The organism is Pseudomonas chlororaphis subsp. aurantiaca (assembly GCF_013466605.1).
GTDB classification, from domain to species: Bacteria; Pseudomonadota; Gammaproteobacteria; order Pseudomonadales; family Pseudomonadaceae; genus Aquipseudomonas; species Aquipseudomonas chlororaphis_I.
In genome coordinates this window covers 2,261,758-2,281,399 of sequence record NZ_CP059162.1, presented here as the reverse complement: position 1 = coordinate 2,281,399, position 19,642 = coordinate 2,261,758, and the positions used below count along the sequence as shown (strand labels likewise).

At 59.9% G+C, this 19,642-nt stretch carries 28 protein-coding genes; 2 read left to right on the top strand and 26 right to left on the bottom strand.

Annotated elements, in window-relative coordinates; all coding sequences use genetic code 11:
- Positions 1-6: 6 nt before the first annotated feature.
- The 17 genes from H0I86_RS10600 to H0I86_RS10520 form a co-directional block, all read right to left on the bottom strand.
- The gene (locus H0I86_RS10600; RefSeq protein WP_180924964.1) at positions 7-345 is read right to left on the bottom strand and encodes a phage tail protein; all 339 of its coding nucleotides are present in this window, start codon (positions 343-345) and stop codon (positions 7-9) included.
- Positions 345-3,629, bottom strand: a complete 3,285-nt coding sequence (locus H0I86_RS10595; protein WP_180924963.1) for a phage tail tape measure protein — start codon at positions 3,627-3,629, stop codon at positions 345-347. Before H0I86_RS10595 ends, H0I86_RS10600 begins: the two co-directional genes overlap by 1 nt.
- On the bottom strand, positions 3,626-3,898 hold the full coding sequence (locus H0I86_RS10590; protein WP_180925815.1) for a DUF1799 domain-containing protein: 273 nt from the start codon (positions 3,896-3,898) through the stop codon (positions 3,626-3,628). Before H0I86_RS10590 ends, H0I86_RS10595 begins: the two co-directional genes overlap by 4 nt.
- 44 nt (positions 3,899-3,942) lie before the next feature.
- The gene (locus H0I86_RS10585) at positions 3,943-4,323 is read right to left on the bottom strand and encodes a phage tail assembly chaperone (protein ID WP_009048053.1); all 381 of its coding nucleotides are present in this window, start codon (positions 4,321-4,323) and stop codon (positions 3,943-3,945) included.
- Between the two features lie 3 nt (positions 4,324-4,326).
- Positions 4,327-4,983: a phage tail protein gene (locus tag H0I86_RS10580; protein ID WP_180924962.1), complete on the bottom strand. Its 657-nt coding sequence runs from the start codon at positions 4,981-4,983 to the stop codon at positions 4,327-4,329.
- A gap of 71 nt (positions 4,984-5,054) precedes the next feature.
- The gene (locus tag H0I86_RS10575) at positions 5,055-5,471 is read right to left on the bottom strand and encodes a phage tail terminator-like protein (RefSeq protein WP_180924961.1); all 417 of its coding nucleotides are present in this window, start codon (positions 5,469-5,471) and stop codon (positions 5,055-5,057) included.
- Positions 5,468-6,064 carry a hypothetical protein gene (locus H0I86_RS10570; protein WP_180925814.1) on the bottom strand — a complete coding sequence of 199 codons (597 nt, stop codon included), beginning with the start codon at positions 6,062-6,064 and terminating at the stop codon, positions 5,468-5,470. Before H0I86_RS10570 ends, H0I86_RS10575 begins: the two co-directional genes overlap by 4 nt.
- A gap of 20 nt (positions 6,065-6,084) precedes the next feature.
- Positions 6,085-6,468: a hypothetical protein gene (locus tag H0I86_RS10565; protein WP_180924960.1), complete on the bottom strand. Its 384-nt coding sequence runs from the start codon at positions 6,466-6,468 to the stop codon at positions 6,085-6,087.
- Between the two features lies 1 nt (position 6,469).
- Entirely contained in the window at positions 6,470-6,841 is a 372-nt protein-coding gene (locus H0I86_RS10560) for a hypothetical protein (RefSeq protein ID WP_180924959.1), read from the bottom strand.
- Positions 6,841-7,329 carry a HeH/LEM domain-containing protein gene (locus tag H0I86_RS10555; RefSeq protein WP_180924958.1) on the bottom strand — a complete coding sequence of 163 codons (489 nt, stop codon included), beginning with the start codon at positions 7,327-7,329 and terminating at the stop codon, positions 6,841-6,843. The genes H0I86_RS10560 and H0I86_RS10555 overlap by 1 nt, the downstream gene beginning before the upstream one ends.
- Positions 7,330-7,371: 42 nt before the next feature.
- Complete coding sequence (locus H0I86_RS10550) at positions 7,372-8,325, bottom strand: major capsid protein (protein ID WP_180924957.1); 954 nt, start codon at positions 8,323-8,325, stop codon at positions 7,372-7,374.
- A 20-nt stretch (positions 8,326-8,345) separates the two neighbouring features.
- Positions 8,346-9,089 (bottom strand): DUF6651 domain-containing protein, encoded by a 744-nt coding sequence (locus H0I86_RS10545; protein WP_180924956.1) that lies wholly within the window; start codon positions 9,087-9,089, stop codon positions 8,346-8,348.
- A gap of 148 nt (positions 9,090-9,237) precedes the next feature.
- The gene (locus H0I86_RS10540; protein WP_180924955.1) at positions 9,238-10,314 is read right to left on the bottom strand and encodes a hypothetical protein; all 1,077 of its coding nucleotides are present in this window, start codon (positions 10,312-10,314) and stop codon (positions 9,238-9,240) included.
- On the bottom strand, positions 10,314-11,693 hold the full coding sequence (locus H0I86_RS10535) for a DUF4055 domain-containing protein (RefSeq protein WP_180924954.1): 1,380 nt from the start codon (positions 11,691-11,693) through the stop codon (positions 10,314-10,316). The genes H0I86_RS10540 and H0I86_RS10535 overlap by 1 nt, the downstream gene beginning before the upstream one ends.
- A 2-nt stretch (positions 11,694-11,695) precedes the next feature.
- Positions 11,696-13,015 (bottom strand): phage terminase large subunit family protein, encoded by a 1,320-nt coding sequence (locus tag H0I86_RS10530; protein WP_180924953.1) that lies wholly within the window; start codon positions 13,013-13,015, stop codon positions 11,696-11,698.
- Positions 12,990-13,466: a DUF2280 domain-containing protein gene (locus H0I86_RS10525; RefSeq protein WP_180924952.1), complete on the bottom strand. Its 477-nt coding sequence runs from the start codon at positions 13,464-13,466 to the stop codon at positions 12,990-12,992. Before H0I86_RS10525 ends, H0I86_RS10530 begins: the two co-directional genes overlap by 26 nt.
- A 31-nt stretch (positions 13,467-13,497) precedes the next feature.
- The gene (locus H0I86_RS10520; RefSeq protein ID WP_180924951.1) at positions 13,498-14,121 is read right to left on the bottom strand and encodes a putative metallopeptidase; all 624 of its coding nucleotides are present in this window, start codon (positions 14,119-14,121) and stop codon (positions 13,498-13,500) included.
- On the opposite strand from H0I86_RS10520, the gene H0I86_RS10515 reads away from it, so the two are divergent.
- The gene (locus tag H0I86_RS10515) at positions 14,120-14,404 is read left to right on the top strand and encodes a hypothetical protein (RefSeq protein WP_180924950.1); all 285 of its coding nucleotides are present in this window, start codon (positions 14,120-14,122) and stop codon (positions 14,402-14,404) included. The genes H0I86_RS10520 and H0I86_RS10515 overlap by 2 nt on opposite strands.
- A gap of 30 nt (positions 14,405-14,434) precedes the next feature.
- Here H0I86_RS10515 and H0I86_RS10510 read toward each other — a convergent pair whose 3' ends face one another.
- On the bottom strand, positions 14,435-14,626 hold the full coding sequence (locus H0I86_RS10510) for a hypothetical protein (protein WP_180924949.1): 192 nt from the start codon (positions 14,624-14,626) through the stop codon (positions 14,435-14,437).
- 32 nt (positions 14,627-14,658) lie between these two features.
- Here H0I86_RS10510 and H0I86_RS10505 point away from each other — a divergent pair, with 32 nt between their 5' ends.
- On the top strand, positions 14,659-14,796 hold the full coding sequence (locus tag H0I86_RS10505; RefSeq protein WP_180924948.1) for a hypothetical protein: 138 nt from the start codon (positions 14,659-14,661) through the stop codon (positions 14,794-14,796).
- Between the two features lie 174 nt (positions 14,797-14,970).
- On the opposite strand, the gene H0I86_RS10500 is transcribed toward H0I86_RS10505, so the two are convergent.
- The 8 genes from H0I86_RS10500 to H0I86_RS32090 form a co-directional block, all read right to left on the bottom strand.
- Positions 14,971-15,267, bottom strand: coding sequence for a hypothetical protein (locus H0I86_RS10500; protein WP_180924947.1), 297 nt, complete (start codon positions 15,265-15,267; stop codon positions 14,971-14,973).
- Positions 15,267-15,593 carry a phage holin family protein gene (locus H0I86_RS10495; protein WP_124304718.1) on the bottom strand — a complete coding sequence of 109 codons (327 nt, stop codon included), beginning with the start codon at positions 15,591-15,593 and terminating at the stop codon, positions 15,267-15,269. The genes H0I86_RS10500 and H0I86_RS10495 overlap by 1 nt, the downstream gene beginning before the upstream one ends.
- Before the next feature lie 197 nt (positions 15,594-15,790).
- Positions 15,791-16,111: a hypothetical protein gene (locus H0I86_RS10490; protein WP_180924946.1), complete on the bottom strand. Its 321-nt coding sequence runs from the start codon at positions 16,109-16,111 to the stop codon at positions 15,791-15,793.
- Between the two features lie 464 nt (positions 16,112-16,575).
- Positions 16,576-16,893, bottom strand: a complete 318-nt coding sequence (locus H0I86_RS10485; protein ID WP_180924945.1) for an FxLYD domain-containing protein — start codon at positions 16,891-16,893, stop codon at positions 16,576-16,578.
- A gap of 203 nt (positions 16,894-17,096) precedes the next feature.
- Positions 17,097-17,483 (bottom strand): antiterminator Q family protein, encoded by a 387-nt coding sequence (locus H0I86_RS10480; protein WP_180924944.1) that lies wholly within the window; start codon positions 17,481-17,483, stop codon positions 17,097-17,099.
- Positions 17,480-17,749 (bottom strand): hypothetical protein, encoded by a 270-nt coding sequence (locus H0I86_RS10475; protein ID WP_180925813.1) that lies wholly within the window; start codon positions 17,747-17,749, stop codon positions 17,480-17,482. The genes H0I86_RS10480 and H0I86_RS10475 overlap by 4 nt, the downstream gene beginning before the upstream one ends.
- Positions 17,750-17,766: 17 nt before the next feature.
- Positions 17,767-19,137, bottom strand: coding sequence for a replicative DNA helicase (locus tag H0I86_RS10470; RefSeq protein WP_180924943.1), 1,371 nt, complete (start codon positions 19,135-19,137; stop codon positions 17,767-17,769).
- Entirely contained in the window at positions 19,134-19,631 is a 498-nt protein-coding gene (locus H0I86_RS32090; RefSeq protein ID WP_258019422.1) for an ATP-binding protein, read from the bottom strand. The genes H0I86_RS10470 and H0I86_RS32090 overlap by 4 nt, the downstream gene beginning before the upstream one ends.
- Positions 19,632-19,642 lie beyond the last annotated feature (11 nt).

The window sequence follows — 19,642 nt, the reverse complement described above, 5'->3', positions numbered from 1 at the left end:
TGCCCCTTATGGATGAAAGGCACGGTCAAAGGTGGCCGTGAGTTTGAAAACGCCCCCGCCCACCGGGGTGGGAACAGGGTTTTTGCAGGTGAAAAGGCCAGGCTGGCCAAGTGGCGTTGTCCAAAGGAAAGCCTTCGCTCCAGCGTGCCGATCGAGGAAAGCCATGATCTCCAACACCCTGGCCTTCGTGCCGCTGAAGGTGATTGGGTAGGAGTCCACTTTGTTGTTGGGACCGTCGCCGGCCTCCTGCTTGTAGCCGTCACCGAATTGAGAGGTGCGCACCCGATAAGTGATCTCGGGTGCATCCCCGTTCTGGGTTGGCCAAATGAATGTTTCGATAGCCATCAGGCCCTCCCGTTTGTGTTCCTGAAACTGGTACCACCGGCGCGCCACGAATCCGCCACAGCCTTTTCGGCTACCGCTTTCATCTGAGCCTGAAGGCTTTGCTGAAGAGCTTGCTGGTCGAGCTGCATGCCCTCCCCGCTACGGTCCTGCGTGACGATGCTCACCGGTGCGTTGATCTGGATGTTTGGCCCGCCGCTACCACTCATAGCCGCTATTCCAGCCCCACCTCCAGAGCTCAGGGGCGTAACGCTGCCTCCATTTGCCCCAGTCATCAGGAATGACCGACCGCCCTCGTTGTACAACTCCGGCCCCAGTTCGTTGACCTCGTACAGGGAGTTGGGCGCGACAGGACCACCAGCAGCTCGATATCCAGAGAAATCGACCCCGGTATAACCAGCCTGTGTGCTACCAGCCGAGGCCGCCCCGGTACCACTACCGGTGAAATAGCTGGTTGCTGCACCTACCAAGCTGCCCAGCAATGCTGAACTGGCCTGACGGGTCGCAATCCGCGCCATATCCGCCAGCACCGACTTGGTGAAGTCGGAAAACGAGCCCTTTCCGGTCACCGCGAAGTTGACGGCCGCGTCCTCCATGGAGCTGTAGGCATTGGTGAACAAGCTTTTCGTCTGCCCTGCGACGTCCCGAGCCGACTCCAGGTAGTTCTGCCACGCCGATGTAGCGCCGGCGCTCCAGCTACCCTGGGCAGCGGTCATCTCGTCGTAGTTGGCAATCGCCGTTTCCTGCAGGTCCCGCTGCGCCTTGTCCAGGGCCGCCAGTTTCTGGTTGTACTCGTCGAGGCTCATGCCTCGGGAACCGTCACCGTACTGGTTGGCCAAGTCCAGGCGCTGCTGATTGACGCGATCGTCGATGGCGTTCTGCTGGTCGGTCAGGCCGCGCTGCCGGTCACCTTGTCCAAGGCCGGCGGCCGCACGCTGCCCCTGCCTGCGCAGAGTGTCGACTTGCTGCTGCAAGGCGCCGGTATAGGTGCTGACGGCCAGGGCCTGCTTCTTGAGCCTACCCTCCTCGTTCGAGGCCAGCACAGCCAGTTCCGAGTCAGCATCCTTCTGCGCCTTGACCATGGAGGCGCGGGCATCGGCGATCTTCTGGTCCAGCTGGATGCGCTGAGCCGCCGAGGTACCGGCCTTGCCCTTGGTCGCCTCGAGCGCCGAGATTTCCGCCTCGTAAGCCGCGGTAACCTCGTCGCGCTCGTTGCCGATCATGGCCTGGCGCTTGAGCAGGTAGTCGGCCTGGGAGACCAGGCCGGCCTTCTGCGCTGCGTCCAGTTCCTTCTGAGCGTTTTTGTACTCGGACAGGATGCCGGTGAGCGCGTTTTTCGAGTCGTTGAAGCCGGTCAGGTCGACGGTGCCAGATGCTGACTTAGGGTCTTTGTTCTGGTCGTCGATTGCTTTGCGCAACTTGTCGTAGGCACCGCCGGAGAACTTCTTCCCGTCGAACTGCACACCATCAAGGGTCGCCGACTTTTGCCCTGTCTTTTCGGCATTCTGGTAAAGCTTGGTGAACTGGTCGTCGAGCTTCTTGTAGGCCTCTTGGCGCTTAGCCAGCGGGTTCAAGTTATCGAGCTGCTTGTCCAGTTCCTTCTGGACCGCGATCAGTTCCTTGTTCGCATGAGTTGCTTCACCGGTGGAAGCGGTAAGCCCTTCACTCGCAGTCTGGCGCGCCTTGAGCGAAGCCAGTTTTGCCTCCAATGCCAGCGTCGAGTCGTCGTTCTCGCCATCGTTCAACCCCAGGAAGGAGTTGAGCGAGCTGAGCCCGTTCGATACCGCACCAGCAACGCCGCCACCTTTCCGGGTGTCCAGTACCCGCTGGGTGATTTCGATCTGCTTGGCCAGGTCAGGGAATATCTCCGACCGAATTTCCGCGTAAGCGCCCTTGATCGCGTTTTTGACCCGATCCCAATCGCGCTCGATATCGGACAGCGAGCCGCGATAGTTCTTCAGCCGCTCCTGCGCTGATTGGTTGAGGTTCTCACTGAGGGTGTCCAGGGCGCGCTGATGATCTCCTTGCTCGTCGATCGCCTTGATGACCTGGTACTGCTCGTAGGTCAGCAGGCCATATTGGTCGCTGATCTTCGAAGCGGCTTCCGTAGCGGTGTCACCAGCATTGGCCAGCGATTTCGCAATGTCACCAGCGCCCTTCCCTGTTACCTCGCCGATGGCTGCCGCAGCTTGTGCCAAGTTCTGCATTTGGGTGCTGCTGGTGGCCGCGCCAGATGCCAGGGCAATGACGGCCTCCCGTGCGCCTGACAGGTTGCCAGTCAGCACGCCTGCCGACTCGCTCATGGACTTGAGACCGCCGATGGTCTGGCCAGCATCGTTCGAGCCGCCATTGATAGCAGCATTGAACTCGCGCGCCTGCTTCATCGCATCGAAGTAGGCGTAGCCCAAGCCACCGATCACGCCGGCAAGAGCACCCGCAGGAAGCAACAGCGCGGCCATGTTCTTGGCCGAAGCCCCAGCCCCTACCCCCAATTGCGCGATCGCCCGCGCGCCGCTACCAAAGTCGCCAGAGGCCAAAGCGTTGCCCAGCTGGGTAACGTTTTCCTGAGCCTGGCGGGTACCGAGCTTCAGTTTGTCGAAAGCCGTCTCTGTGGCCGTAAGTGCGGAACGGTCCTTGCCGATCTTGGCCAGCGCCTCGTTGTAACGGTTCGCATCGATCACACCCGCCTTATGCGCAGCCTCCAGCGCCATCTCCTGGGCCTCGAGCTTGGCCAACCTCGCAGTGACCGGATCAATGCTGTTGACCGTGCGCTTCAGCGCTTCGATCTGGCGATTTTCAGCCTCGATCAGCCGCTGCTTTTGAGCTGACTCCTTGGCCTCGGCTTTCTCGATCTTCTCGTAAGCCTTGCCAAGGCGATCCTGATACGCCTCCTGCTGCTCAGCGGTGACAAGACCGCCCTTGCGAGCGCGCTCAAGGAGGCCTTCAGCCTGAATCAGTTGCTCAATGCTGCCGATGTTGCCGGACATCGCCTTATCAAGCTGGCTGATAATCGCGATTTCGCTGGCAGCACTTGCCCCGGCCTTGCGGCTGGCGTCGACCTGGCGCTCCTTCGCGCCAGTGGCCTTATCGATACCCTGGGCGGCCTCCGCCTCCGCTTGGCTGATTTTCTTGCCTGTGTTGGCCAGGCCCTCGCCAGACTTGCCGAGATCATCAATAGCCTTCTCGGCATCAACCGCCGAATCGACCAGTTTGTCGAGATCATCAGCGGCCTTGACTGCCTGGGATGACTCAACCGCAATGCCAAGCGAAGCGAAGGTAGTGCTCATTTGTCGTCTCTCTGTTCAGCCATTACGGCCAGGGCCTCAGCCTCCATCTGCCGGATGTCACTGAAAATGCTTTGCCTGGAATTCGCCGGCACGCCACACATTCGGATGACGCTCGGCAAGACGCCGTAGTCCAGGCCGGTAGCGCCGCACGCGCCCACCCGCCACTGAGTGCTCATCGCCTCGAAGACGGTGAAGGCCGGCCAGTTGTCCGGCCAAACCTCGCAATCCTGACCATTCAGATCTCCCGCCAAGAAGCCAAAGGACCTCAGCTCATCAGCGGAAGGCTCCTGCTCATAGAGGGCGCGCGCGGCGCTTAGGAGTTTCCCAGGCGGGACTGGTTGAAGGCTTCAGAGTACGCAGCAAGCACCGCACCGGACGCCGATACGATCGATGTGACCAAGATGCGGATGTTCTGCTCGGTAAACTTTTCCTTGATGTCCCAGCCAGCTACCACGGCCTTGATCTGGTCGACTTCCAGGTCGATCTTGGCAGCGGTGAACTCTTTCAGGTCCATCTCCTCGACCTTCAGCCCCAGCTCCCTGTGACGCTCGCCCCACTCAGCGTACAGAGCCGCCAGTGCGGTTCGATCGAGATACTTGAACTCGAACTCCACCTTCACCGGTTCGCCGCCGACGCGCGGGATCATTACGTCGGCCTTGAAGGTCGGGTTCTGGATCAGCGTGAACTTAGCCATGGGTTACACCACCGCTATCAGGTAGCGGGTCGGTTCTGCCTGCAGTGCCAGGTTTACGGTGCGGGTCAGCAGATTGTTGCGAGAAACTGCAGGCTGCTTGGAGAACGAGGTATAGGCGCCGTAGAGCAGAGAGTCATTGCCCGGCAGATTGAGGCGTGCGGCCTGCACCTGCTTGCCAGCGTCAGCCGCCAGCAGCACCGCGTTGAAAGCCTGGGCCGGGTCATCGGCGATAGTCAGCACCATGCTGGCGGCGGACTTGTCGGTCGGGATCTGTTTGCCCTGATCATTCTCCAGGAACACCACGTCCAGGTAGTTCTGCTCACCGCCGGAGAAGGCCAGGTCGGTTACTTGCGGAACCTGCACCCAGGTCAACACTTTCTTCATGCTGCCAGCCCCACCACCGGCCGGGAAAATCTGGGTGTCGGTGGTGTCGATCCCTTCCAGGGTGATCGCAGTTGCAGTGGCTGCCTTCACACGCACCACCTTGTTATCGAGCTTGCTCCAGCCAGAGCTGAGCAGAACGATATCGCCGGCGGACAAGGTGGCGCCGACGACCGTGGCCACTGCCTCGGATGCGTTGGTGATCGCGGTGAATGCCAGCGCAGTAGCATAGGTCGCGGCGTGCTGGAAGGTGCCGCCGTTCGGGAGTTTGTAGCCCATGGGTTTTTCCTCTTTGCAGAAATGACAAAACCCGCTCAATGGCGGGTTCAGTGGTTTGCCCAATGGGCGGATTAGTTGGTGTCGGCGCGGTACGCGAACGAAACCGAAATTGTGTAGGTTGTGTCGCTGGGAACTCCTGGCCCCTGATCGACTGGGGTCATAGTCACCACGGTCAACGCGTTCTTCGTATTTCGCTCGTACAGCGGGAACAGCGCGGCGATCTGGTCGGCCAGCGTGCCGCCCACGCCGCGATACTTGCCAGCAGGCGTCACAATGCTGACCTGGAACACGCCGGTGTATAGCCGGTGATCGCCGCCGAGCGTGTTGCTCGCAGTATCAGCAGGCAAGGTGAATACCCGTAGATAGGTTTCTCCATCAGCAGGTTGGTAGGCCTCGTTCTCGACCACAACCTTCAGCGGTGCAGGCAAAGCCTTCGCCCAGCCGATAACCCTGGCCTCGTAGATCGAGGCAATCACGTTGTGGCTCATACCTGATTGTTCCTGATGGCTTCCTGCACGATCTGCTGGAAGCGGGCTACGGTGACGCGGACCATGCCGCTAGGGGCCTGGGTCGAATGTCCGAACTCCAGCGGGATGGCGTATGGCAGGTTATTGATGAGGTAGGCAACCTGGCCGGCGGTGAAGTCGCTAACCGCCGAAACCAGCGCTGCGATCGTCTCTTGGCCGTCCGGGTCAACCTCGTCGAAGGTGACGTTCTCGACCACGTCTATCGAGAGATGCCAGTTCGACCGGAACCGGCCGCCGACGTAGCCTTCAGGTGCAACGATATCCATGCCGTCGTTCAGCTTACGCCCAGGCTTCAGCCGGCCGGCCTTCGTCAGATTGGCCGGGTCGCTACGCAGCGCGGTGTTGTGTTCGTCGACAGCCTTGTTGTACTGGGTCGCCACAGCGTTCTGTGCCCAGATCTCCGGGTTACCTACAGGTGACATACGAATCAGGCTGCTGCCGACCTCGATGATGATCTCGCGCAGGCTGGCATCGATGGCTTCTGTGGCTTGGGCTGCGAACTCGGCAAGGCTTAGGGCGAAGCTGCCGGACTGCCCGCCATACCGCTTTGTCATGTGCGAACCACGCGGCATATTCACTTCCTCAGCTGAACGGCCCAGGTGGCCTTGGCGGCGTCCTGAGCGACGTTGATTACGCGATAACCGCTGATTCGGTCGCCGATGACGGGTACAGCCGGCACTGCAGTTACCACCCCACCCTCTTTCATGAACAGTTCGTTCTGCAGTGCCTTGAGACGCACGTCCGTGGACAGAATGCGAGTTCCGTCGACCTCCCGGTCCTTGTACTGCCCGAACACGCCGCGCCCGGTATAGAAGACAATCACCTCCGGGGCGCCCCCAATCGCTGGGTCATAGTCCCCCTTCACCGACCTGCTACCATCCACCGCGCCTACGGCATCGGCCAGGTCGGTGTCGAATGCCTCGGCCAGGTCGGCCTGCAGCTCATCTCGAAGGCCCATATCAGCACCTCACGACTTTGGTCTGACCGCTGTTGTTCAGGTAGTGCGCCAGCAGGGCTAGGGCGAACGACTCGCCAGCGCTGATAGAACGAGACGATTCGGCGTAGGTCTTGCTGCTGGACACGCCATCGGCATTGACCGACTTGCTCAGTACGCCGGTTTCCTTGGCGCCGTACAGATTGCCGGCCGCGGCTTCCCTGGCCACCTCCGCGCCTGCCTGGGCCACATCCTCCGGAACCGGATCGAATTCAGGCAAGCGCAGATTGGTGAGCCAGGTGTTGGCCATCAGTACCGCGCGCGGCTTCTTGTCGTCCGGTGCCCAGGCCGGGCCCAGCAGTGCGTCCACCTGCTCGATGCTGATGTAGGTGGTCATTACGCGGCACCATCCTGCAGCTTCTGCAGGTCTTCCAGGCTGGCTTCAGGTTCGAACTGAATGCCCTTTTCGGTCAGCGCGCCCTTCAGCTTGGCTTTCAGCTCTTCGACGGCGTTAGCCTCGTCGAGCAGCTTTTGCAGATCGGGCTTTTTGGCCTTGGGGTCGAACGTGATGTTCTTGGCGGTCAATGCTGCGCGCAGGTCATCAATACCCGGCGCCCTGACCTTACCGGAGCCCTCTTCCGCGGCTGAGCCGTCTTGATACTGAGTAACGGCCTGCCAGGAACAGCCATCCGGTTCGTCGATCACCTTGCAGTTGTCCGCGTAGGCCTTTGGCACCATGCCAGTGACCGCGTCACAGTCCTCCAGGCCGGCACCCTCGCTGTAGGCCAGCGGATTTCGGATGGTCAGGCCTTTGGACTTGGCCAGTTCCTTCAGTTCCGGAGTGGTCGCGCCCGGGACGAACCACAGAATCTTTTTCTTGCTCATGATCACCTCGGTGGCGCCGAGCGAGCCCGGCGCCTATCAGGGTTAGAGTGTCTTGACCAGGACGCCAGCGGTGTCCTTGTTCGATGTGGCCACCTTGTCCCAGTTGGCCGAAGTGCCAATGGCAGCATCGGTCGGGGACTTGCCGCCGGCGGCGGTATCCCAGGCATAGCCCTTCAGACCCACGTTGTAGGTCCACTCAGCTTGATAGGTGGTCTTGATGTTTTCGCCGCCCACGGTATCCGACAGCACTGCATGGAAGTCGCCGTTCGGCTGAACGATGCCGGCACCCTCAACCAGGCCCAGAGTGTTGTAGGTAGGAGTCGCGCCGGCATTGATCAGGGCGTCGGAGTCGGTGACCACGAACAGACGACCAAAGGCGTCACGCATGACGTTTACGGTGCCGAAGGTGAACAGCTGCTCGGCGTTGGCCAGTGCGTTGTCGTACAGCGAATGCAGCGTGGTGGAGTGCAGGACCCACGCACGCAGCGAGCCGGCACGATCGCCGAATTTGCCTGCCCCCTTGTTCAGCACGCGGAAAGTCGGGGCCGCCGAAGAGTCGTCGTGAACTACTGCCGCATTGCCGGAGGTGGCGGCAACCAGTGCGCGGATACCAGCGTTCAGTTGGTCCTGCACCTGAGCGATAGCCAACTGCTCACCGATCTTGATTGCGGCCAGTTCCGGGTTCTGGAGAATCCAGGTGTACTGCTGCTTCTCGAATTCAATCGGCGGGGTGCCGGCGGCAACCTTCACCGAAACGTTGAGCAGGTGTTCCAGGCGCTTGGCTGCGACGGTACCGGTGCCATAGGCGTTGCGGCGACGCACCAGGCCGGCGATCTGCTTGAACGACGCCTCCATGGAGAAGTCGCCCTGGTTCTGGCCGGCGGTCAGCACCAGAGTGCCACCGGATGCCTCGTTGAAGGCGTTGACCTGCTGATCCACGACCTCGGTCATGGCGGCATAGGTCTGTTTGTTGAATACCTGAAGATCGAATGGCATATAGGCCTCTCAGTGATCGATTAAGCCTGCGACTGAGCCCACGCCACACGTTCGGCGTCGGTCTTGCAGTCGGAGAGCTTCTTGTGGGTCTGGGTGTTGCCACCACCGCCGTGCGGAGCCCCGCCGCCATTGGCGCCGGAACTCTTCAGGATGTGGTCGCGATGGGGGTATTGAGTAACGAGGGTTTCCAGCGCTTCGTTGAAGTCGGCCAGCTCACCTGGGCGGGAACGGCTGAAGATTTTCTGACCCTGGGCGTCATAGGCGACGACCTTGCCTTCCTCGATCTTGAAGCTGTTGCCGAAGGTGGCCTGAACCATGTCGGCCGGAACCGCCAGCTTCTCGGCGATGAACTGGGAGCGGGCGAAGCTGCCGCCGATCTTCTCGGCATACAGCTGCTGCTCGAAGGTCTGCGCCTTACCGTTGGCTTCGTCCAGCTGCGTTTGGTAGGCCTTGCTGATTTCGGTCTTCACCTTCTCGATTTCACCGGCATCCACCAGTGTTTTTGCATCGAGATTTGCGACGATACCGAGAGCTTTCTTGGCCGCTTCCGGGTCGTCGATGCCTTCGAAGGCCCTTACGGTCTTCTCGGCAGTCTCGGCGCGCAGGCGGTTGTCTTTGGCTTCGGAGTTCAGTCGGGTGATGGTGGCGCGGGTTCCAGGTGCATCGAAGGCGACCTCCTTACCGTCGTCTTCGACATATACGGGCTTGCCATCCTGGATCTCGGCGTACTGCTTGCCATCCACTTCAACAGTCTTGAGTCTCATCTCGTCTCTCTGGGCCATCCGGCCAGTTGGTGAGCCATCCGGCCCCTGTTGCGCCCCGTCCATCCGAACCGCAGGCAGAAAAAAGCCCCGCACTTGGCGAGGCCTGGGTTACGACACAAAATCGAATGTCGGCATTTCGTGTCGCAGGTTATTGCAGGCGCTCCCTCAGCTCGTCGAGCGTCAGGAACTTGCCTTTGTCGTTGTAGAAGTCATCCAGCTTCAGCTTGTCCTGGCGCAACAGCTTGCCGCGTTCAGGCCCAAGGATTTCGTCCTGGCGCACTGCCGACTGCCGGCCAAGCCATTCGGCGTAGGTTGTCGACTGCGGCACCTGGCCGTCCATCGAGGCCCGCGTGGCGCTATCGCTGAAGCCAAGCTTCGAGGCACTCTTGAGGATCGGCAGCTTGGTCGAGCGGCAGCAGAAGTGAATGCGGCCAGGTCCAGCCAGCCATGGGATCTTGTGACCGATGGGCTTGTAGGTGCCCAGCGTGTAGGGCTTTCGATCACGGATCCGGCAGTCTGTCGAGGTGCGGTTATCCAAGGTGCTCAGCCACTCAACGTGACTGATGATGTCGCTGTTCGCCTCATAAACCGCATCACTGGCCGCCTCAGCAGTGTGCGATACAGCAGACCTGACGACCGCCTCAACCTCGCGCCTGGACTTCTGCAGGATGCCGTCGGCGTAGTTCTGCGCCCGGGTGCCCATGACCGTGCGGACGATATCCGCCGTCGTGCGACCCTCCACCACGCCAGCACGGACGGCATCACGCACCGCAGCGGCGCGGTTCGACTCAATGCCGGCCATCCACTCTCTGAGCAGCCGCCCCTGGAATGGCCTGGCCTGGGCAATCGCCTTGACCTGGCTGAACACTGGAGCCGCGACCGGAAAGGCCTCCGGCACCACTACCGGCAACACAGCCCGCAGCGCGCCATGCTGGAAGGCGATCTCGTAGCTGATCAGTCCGTCAGCTGTCTGATCCAGCGCCTGGCGGATCTCGATGAAGATGGCCTGATTCAGGCGCAGCACGGCGGACAGTGCCAGATCAACCGCTGCCGCCGAGAGGTCGGTGCCCAGGTTGTCGAGCGCCTCGATCAGCGCGGCACGCAGCTCAGCATCGCGACTGTTCAGGATCTTGATGATCGCTATCACCTGGGCATTGCTCAGGCGGGACAGGTCGACCTCATGCCCGATCAACTCGTCCAGCAGCTTCTCGTTGGCGGTCTTCATCAGATCGCTCCGAGGGCTGGGCCTTGCGAATCAATCCTGGCCAGCTCTTCTGCCCAGTCGTATTCATCACTGATCACGCCGCGGCGCTGCATCTCGGTGAAGAGGGTTTCTTTCGAGAGCATGCCAGCGTTAGCCATGGATACTAGGGTCGGCAGCGACACCTCTGGCATGTAGTCCACGTCGAAGTTGCCGCGCATCTCAACGGTGCCGCCTTCGCCCAGGCTGCGGTAGTCGGCCATGTACTGGATCAGCTGCGCCAGGCAGTCGCCGAACTGGTGCGCCATGCGCTCCAATGGCGAAAGCTCCTGCGCCGCGTCCTCCTCCGCTTGCGTGGCGGTCTTGGTCGCCCCTTTCTCAGGCATAAGCAGCTTGGCCCCGGCCATCCGCATCTCGTCGATGAGATCCTTCAGCGCGGTGCGGCCCGCCTCGACAGCCTTGCCGGTGTGCTCGACGTACTTCATGTCGCCATCTTTCGGAAGGTCAGTCAGCGCGCCGACACCAACCTTGAATTCGCTCGGCAGCGGCTTGCCCTGGTTGTCGTACTGCTGCTGTACGCCGATTCGGGCCAGGATAGGCACACGGATAACGTGCAGAATGTTGTCCTGGTCGCTCTGGCTCTGCCAGTGCTTGACGTTCAGGTGGGCCAACTCCATCAACGGTGGTTTGGCCGTCATGAAGCCGGTACGCCCGGTGTAGAAGGTGACCCAAGGGATTTCCTTGAGACTAGTCACGCCTTCGTCGTACACGACCCAGTCGCCGGCCTTCTCGCCCTTGCGGAATATCCGCCAGGAACCAGGCTCGAGGACGCGAATCTGCTCGACACACTTGGCACCAAAATCGCCTTCCTCCTCTTCAACCACTTCCCGGTACCGGATCATGGTCAGAACGCCACCCTTGGAGCGCCAACCCAGCACCTGCTCTGGCTTCACCAGCACGGCGTAGGGGCGAACCCCTGCGGCCTGTTCGTCGGCCTGGGTGCGCAAGCCTTCAACACGGGCGTGGTCTACAAAGGCATGACACAGGCCATGGCTCAGCCCCTCACCGAAGAAGGCGACCGACCACGAGTTGAGGTCGTTGCCAGCGTTGTCGATGCTCCTGGCCATCTCGGCGATTTGCGCTGGAACGTCGTCGCCCAGCTGCAGCGGCTCGGCAAAGACTCGAGAAGTCATGTTTACGACCGTTTCCGAGTATGCCGGCAGTAGCGTCGAGAGGCGCAGGCGCTCCTTGTAGGATTCGCCATCCTCGGCCGGGTACTGCGGCAGCAGCGTCTTGCCCGCCGCGCGCATGGCCAGCGTTCCAAGCATTAGAGGGGTAATCCGCTCCCAGTACACGCGCATGGCGTTGACCGCTGGCAGCGTGGCATCGGGGCTGTTGGACATGGTCACATTCTCAAAGGTTGGGTTGCAGTCATATCGACGTTGATCGGGTAGCGCTTGCAAATGAAGTAGCCGGCGGCATCGTTCATGTGGTCGTGCCCTTTCTTCGGATCCTTGTCGGGATCGCCATGCTTGTCATAGGTCTGCCGCTCAAGGCACAAGGTCAGTTGCGGGCACTGGTCGATATTGACCTTCAGCCGGCGCTCGCCGTAGGCGTTCATGAGTATGGCGTTGAGCGAGTTCACCCGGTCTTTGACGCTGGGGTTCTGGCTGTCCACGATCACCGTGAAGCCAGCCTTGCGCAGCAGGGACAGGTCGGATTCGCTGGCGTTCTTGCTGCTGGTGTTCTGGCCGCTGGCATCGGGATAGACCGCGATGCCGTGCCCTGGGAATCGTGCCTGGATCTTCTCGATCATCTCGGGCGTGTCGCGCACCGAGTGGAACTCATCCAGGGCCAAGGGCAGGCCTTCCCGCACCACGTAGACCACTGCGGCCATCTTCATGACGTTGAAGTCCATGCCGATGTGCAAGGCCTCGCCGGGCTTGATGCGCTCGCTGGTGCGACTCTCGCTACGGCTGAACGTGTAGTAGACGACCCCGGCGTAGTTCTCGAAGCTGGCTTCGTACTCCTGCCGGAACGTGCGCGGGTCCATCTTCCGGCGCGCCGCATCCAGCTCCTCCGCCGGGACGTTGCCGCCCTGCAGCGAGGTGTAGAGCCAGCTCTTATGGTCAGGCTCGCCGTCTGGCTGCCCGTCGCGGTATGTATCGAAGCAGTGGTTGAAGCCCTTCGGGGTGCCGATGCGCAGCGCGTGGCCACCCTTGCACTTGCCGACAATTGGAACGACGTACTCACACGTCGAAAGCATGGGACGCAGGACTTCTTCCCAGGCCGCCCACTTGCAGTCCGCCCATTCGTCCACCAGGACGAAGAACAGGCCAGATCCCCGCAGGTCGTCGTAGTTCTCCAAACCCACGCAGCGGATCAAGTGACCGCTCTTCAGCGTAATCAGCATGTCCGACTCGTTCGGCTTGCACTCACGCCATTCGCGGGGGATAGCCTGTTTCAGTCGGCGCCAGAAGACCCGGCGGGCCTGCTTCTGCGTCGGGGCTGCATACCAAATCTCATCCTCGACGCTCACACCCCATTCAGCAGCCAGGCGTGCAGCTCGGCGCATCTCCGCCTTGCCGAGGAAGGTCTTGCCGAACCGGCGACCACACACCGCATCGCGGAAGCGCGCCTCAGGCTGGAATCCCCACACATAAATGTTCGCCTGCTTCGGCGTCAGCTTTACCGGCGGGTCATAGGTGCGGGGTAGTCGGGACACGTTCGTCTGGCTCCAGGGTGTACTCAGCAACTGCGTGCTGCTGGTCCGCCTGGGAGCCCAGGGGCTTATCGGGTTCGATCTTTCGGTTCACGTAGACGTCGCCGACTTCCTTCGCGGCCTGCTCCAGGATCTGCATAGCCAAGCCGATGTTCTTCATCGTCTCAGCCTTCTCCACGAAGCGATTCATGGCGCGAAGCCGGAACGCACGGTTGGCGATCGGGATCTCGGCCGTCTCTTCGCGGAAGCGCTTGCGGGTGTCATGGAAAAGGGTTTGCCACTTGGCTGCCAGGCCTTTGCCTGACGTCTTGGTTGGGTCGTGCGTCTCCACCTGCTGGCGAGTAACCGTCAACCCATATTCTTTCTGGACTGCTTCAACCACCTGTGATGGCGTGTCAAAGCACGCCAGGGCCTGAACAATAAAGGCCTTCACGTCGTTTTGAAGGGCTGCCATAGATTTTCATCCGTCCAGAGCCTGTCCAGAATCAGGCCGACTTGAGCAGACAGGTTCCGCAGGCCCTCGATATGTTCAATTTCCCCACCTCGGCAGGATTGTTTGCAGCATCCACCAGGGCCTGCACTTCTCGGCTCGCGCCGTAGCGCCGGACCACACCGACGAACTCCTCGACGTCGTGGCCGCGCAGCTTCAGCTTGGGAGCGCCTTCTTCAGTGAAGGCCGGCTGACCGTACTTATCGGTCGCTTGGGCGATGTGATAAAGCTCGTGCTCAACCAGTGCGCAGAACTCAGCGTCGGAGCACTGGGCACAGTAGTCGGCAGCCAAGGTGATGATGAAAGCCGGCACCTCGCCGAACCAGTCACGCATCTGCTGTTCCATCCGGGCTTTCTGCCAGCCACCGGCACGGAACGCGACCTGTTCGGCCTGGCCGAGTACTGTCCTGCTCTGCTTCTCGAAGCCCGACGATGCCCACATGACCTGAATGTCCGCATCCAGTAGGTGGGAGTGGTCTTCGTTATGGATGCTGCCGGTTTCGGCAAGGATCTCCGCCTGTAGCCATTCCCATACCTTGGGTGCAGGGATGAGGCGGATACCAAAGTCGGATAGATCGGACAGCTCAAGCAGTGACGATGGAGGGTATGGCCTATCCATGGATCACCTTGAGCTTGAAATAGTGGCGGCTTGCCGGTATTGGTATGGATCCAATCACCCAGAGGCAACTGAGATGTCTGAGTTTTTTAAGAACCTACGCGCCCGCGACGGGTACAACAGCGAGACCCCGGCAGATGCTCGAGAAGCAGCAGTGGCAGCCGCCCTGGTACTTATCCAGGCAAAAGTTGGCAACTCGCCGGAGCGCTCTACAATCCTTGATGAGGAATTGAAGCGTCTTTCTTCGTACGCTGATCTCATTCAGCAAGCGCTTGAAGTTCGGTAACACAAAGTGCCGCACCCACCTGCGGCACACCTACTGCGCCGTCACCTTTTCGAACCACTCTTCAATGATCCGGCGCAGAACCTGCTCAGTCAGGCTGACTGATGGTTTGTCGCCGGCGATCACCGAGCGCACCAGGTCGCAGGGCAGCACATGGACACCGTCATCAGCCGCAACCGTCAGGTGCGGGCGCTGGTCAGCGATGTCATGGATGTCTGCGGTCATCGAATTACCATGCTGTGGGTCTGTGCGTGGGCATGCCCATGCAGCTCTGCGACGATCAGGCCCTGGGGCAGACCAGCAGCCTTGGCAGCATCGATGGCCTTGGCGATCGCGCCATCCAGATCAGTCAGAGCCTTGCTGACGTCTGTGCTTATCGGCAAGACATGGTGTAAGCGCGTGACGCTGGCTGTACCAGGACGACCCGCTACACAGCGCTCGCACCGACCGCACGCAGAGCCCAGCGCCCAATCGCCTTTGCAAACCGGGTTCGAGTAACCACTGCTCATGCCTTTCTCCTTTGCCGCATGACGCGACACAATTTGATGATTCGCGAAACGTGTCGCGACCTACGCTGCTAGCTGCAGCTGCTTGTTGAAGAGCTCGCGGATCTCGCCAAGCCTGGTCATCACCAGCGGCTCGCCCTTCAAATGAATCAGGTGGGCCAGTTGGTGAACGATCCCTTCATCCGACAGGACAACGCTCGACGGCAGCTCTTTTAACCAACACACGAACACCGCGAAGTGCAATGCCGCGGGCAGCTCCTTCAAGAAGCGCTTGTCGGTCATCCCGACGAATCGAGCGTGCTCCTCGCGAAGCTCTCGGTAGCTGGCCGAGTACTCGCGGCCGCCGATGACGTAGTCCACTACCCCACCTCATCCACTTTCCGTTCAGCCCAGCGCTTGCCGAGCTGGCGAGCCTGCTCGACGCCCAGGACACCGATAAAGCCGGCAGTGGCAAATGACCAGGCGATGCTGAAGCCGAGCTCCTTCACAACCAGCCCCACCACCATCACAATCAGTGCACCCAGCGCCGCCTCGATGAATTGGCGCCAGGGGCTGGTCTCCTTGGCGTCATACTGGATGCGAAGCCAGGTCAGTGCGAAGGTCAGCCCCATAGCGAGGCCGTTGTCCCTCAGGGCGGTTAGGACCAACACCCAGAACGAAGGGTCTTTTTCTGGCATGTTCGGCATCTCTGTTCCTCCCCGTCAGGGAGTGATGGTCAATTGGCAGACAACCACCTGCGGATTTGAATCGGCCCCATCAGCACTCCCAGCTCGGAGCAATGGGTGTGGGGAGCCGAAAACGAAAAAGCCCCGGCGGATGCCGAGGCTCTTCGATTAAGCGCAGCCTGTAACTAGCTCATTTGGTTCCGAGCACAAATGGCTGCTTAGGGCTGCATATCGTAGGTCATCATAAACCACGCCCTGTCGTTTTCTGGCGCCCAGTACACACCTTGGCCAGCCGGCACGAACACCTCATACGGAATAGTTGACCACGCTTCGAGCTTACCCACATAGAATGCGTGATACTGAAGGTATCCACTGGGCTTGGTGGGCTTTACCGTACCTGTGAAGAGGGTTCCGCCATTCACTGAGCAGGTTCGAATAGTTGCCCCTGCGGTGTTTTGTGAGGCATCAATCACAGTGACATAGGCTTCTGTATAGCCTTTCGATTGATAGAATTTTTCACCGATCTTAACTGGTTGCATGATTGGATCTCCCTGAGCTTTTTAATGATCACGGCCGATGCCGCATATAGCCGCTCTTGGCGATTACTCGAAGCTCAAGGCCTTCACGCGAGTCGGAGAAGGTAAACACCGGAGACACGCTGTGTTTTCACTTCTGATCCACCCGAGGAGTGGAATGACTATCTCAACAAAACACTGTATGCACAACCAGTATTTTGTAATTCATTCTCTACCTCTCCAGACTCAGTCCAGAAGGATGGTTTTGCTTGGACCAAGCCCAGCAGGATCTATCGTCGCGCCATGAAAAATAGCTCGCGCCACCCCGAGAGCATGTGAGGTAAGGGTGCGCGGGCTGCCGGTGTTGATTCAGTTCGTCGCACTTTCCGGCTATCGACGTCCAGGTCTTCCCGAGGGGCTGTCCTGGCAACAGGTAAAATCGATGCGTAAAAAAGCCCTGGCTAGCAGGGCTCTATCGAACGAGCAGATCAGTAAATTTTCACATCGCTCAGCGTAACTTTTTCGAACCTCTGGGTCGCTGGGGCAGAGAATTTCCAACTCTCACCCGGGCCAATGTCTTGGCCATGAGCAACAGTGTTACCAACCACATTTCCGGCCGAATCATAAAGCTTGAACTTAACGAACACGTTTTCCAGTGTTGCATTCGTGTTGTTGTGCGCGATACCCAAAACAGCCGGATATCCCGCATCAGCTTTACCTACCTGAAGACCTGACACGGTGACCCGATCATCAGCGATCACAGCAGTCGAAAGAAAAAGTACGGCCAAGGCAATAATTTTACGCATCAGTAAAACTCTATTGTGGATTGGATCCCAATTTCGCCTAGCCCCTTCAGTGATGTCAAGATAATGGCGACAACATTTAGACACTTGATTCTATCACCCACAAAAAACCCGGCTCATTGGCCGGGTTTTCTCTGTGGTGTGCGCTGAAACAGCTGAACACCGTGCCATCAAAACAGGTGTTTATCTGTACGGAAAGCTTTTTTTCATGCCGCGTCCAATTCTCCATCCAAGGCGCCGTCGATCCATGCAACTCCGGCCTTGATCAACTCCCAAGCCTTGCGCTCCGACATATCGTTTTCCCGCCCGATCCGGTTCGCGGGCCACTTGGCGCCGAAGTAAAACCAAACGAAATCCCCCATCTGCTGGTTCCGTTTGATCAACCTGGCCAGCACGCCGTCGACCAGAGTGGCAACGTCATCGGTGATCACGTAGGACTTGGTACTGGGGACCGGGTTGTTCTGGCTCATGATCACAGCAAGCTGCGAGACATACCTGGGTACCCCCATTCCATCCATACGCCACCACCCCCACTGTTCAAGCAAGTACTCAGTGTCACCCAGCGGCTTGTCAGCATACGTTCGTTTCTTCATGCCGCTTTCCTCGGGGCAGGATCGCTCAAGCCAAATAGATCACGAAGAAGTCGATCTGCAGGCTTGTTCTTCGCATTCCCCTCAATCAGCCAACGCTGACCAAAATCGTGGAAACCGATCTCAGCTCGGAGGCCATGCCAGGTCGCGACCATGTCCAGCAGGTACGCCAAAGCTGTAGGTCCTCCGACCTTAACCTTCGCCAGTTCCTCACCAGCAATCCTCAAGAACTGACGCTCCAGTTCGCTCATGCTTTTGCGCGGAAGCATTGCCGCTACTCGGCTACTCATACGGTCCCCTTGTATTTGCTGGCGAAAGGACGGCGATTCATCTCGACCTCCTCGTCGGATGGAAATGAGTTACGCGCGAAGTCGACAAAGCGCCCGTACTCGCCCTGCTGCTGGACAATGCAACTGCCGACCTTGGCGTGACGACACTTAGGCATGAGCAGTTCTGTGACGCCGTTCTGGCCCGCCTCGCTGTCCATGTCGCGGTGAACCAAGATGATGCAGCTGGCATCTGCCTCAATCTCGCCGGAGTCGCGCAGGTCGCTGGCCTGGGGTTTCTTCCCGGGGCGCTTGGTTGAATCGCGGTTGAGCTGGGCCAATTCGATCACCGGCACATCGAGCTCCTTGGCCAGCCGCAGAAGTGCCTTGCTGATCGCGCCGACCTCCTCGGTACGGCTGCGGCCCTTCCTCTCCAGCTGGATCAGGCCCAGGTAATCAACAACGATGCCCGCCAAGCCATGCTCTCGCTGGCATTGGCGCGCGGTGGTGCGGATACTCGCCGGCGTCTGCACTGGGTCATCGCAGATGAACAGCGGCGCACTCGCAGCCTGGGCCACGGCACCAACCATTTTCGACCAGTCGTCATCCTGCATCTTCGTCGGGTTATCGAGCCGGCGCAGGTCGACCCCACCCAGCGAGGCAATGGCCCGTACGCCCAGCTCCTCGCCGGGCATTTCGATGGAGAACACTAGCCAAGGCTTACGCTTGGCAATCGCGTTGTGCTGGGCGATCTGCAGGGCCAAGGTGGTCTTGCCGCTACCCGGCAACCCCGCGATGACCGTGACCTTCTTTGGCCGAACGCCCTGCACCAGTTCATCCAGATCCTTCAGCCCGGTCGAGGGCCACGACGGCATGCGGCCATTGAACTTGTCGTCGATGATGTCAGCCGCGCGGCCCATCATCTGGTCCAGGCGCTGATACTTCGGCGCGCCATCGTCCAGGTCGCGCAGGTCGGCCGTGGCCTGCTGGGCCATGGCCACGATCTCAGCGACCGGACGATCAGCGCTGGCTTCCTCACGGATCACGTCAGCGGCCTGGATGACCTGCCGCAGCACCGCTCGCTCGCGCATGATGCGGGCATAGGCCGACCAGTTCGCCGCACTGGGCACGTTCCGGGCAATTTCACCGGCATAGGCCAGGGTCGTCTCGCCGCTGGGCAAAACCCGGCACTGGTCGGAAATTGTGACCACGTCAATCGGTTGGCCGGCGGCGTTGCAATCGACCATTGCCTGGAACAACGCGGCATTCTCCAGATCGTGGAAGTCGGAAACCTTTACTTTGTCGGTGATGAGATCGAACAGACCGCCCTCGAGCAGAAGCGCGCCAAGCACCCCGTGCTCGGCCTCAGTGCTGAACAGTTCGCGACTCATACAGCACCTCGTGCCGAGGCCCAGGTGAAACCGATAGCTTGCCCACCACCCTGGCGCAAACGGTCCACCGCTCGATCACCGATATAACGGCTCAAATCTGCAGTGACCAAATTTGAAACCACAACCGTCGGCAGAACGAGCTGGTAGCGTCGATCAATCACTTCATGAAGAACCCCTAGCTCGTATGCGCTACCACTCTGGGCACCGACTTCATCGATCACTAGCAGATCAAAGCTTGAGAGCTCGCTCAGAACATCTCTGTCCGAATACTCAGCATCTCGGTCCATAGCTCCCTTGAAGACACGAATGATCTCGGCTGCTGTAGTAATAACTGCTTGAGCGCCATGCTCACGGATCACTGCCTGAACCAACGCGCATGCCAGATGAGTCTTCCCATTACCGACGTTGCCCGAAAGAATGAGTGAACGACCGGCAGCGTAGTTATCGGAAAACTGAGCAACGTAGTCCTTGCAGGCGCTGAGGGCCTTGGCCATGCCAACGTCCC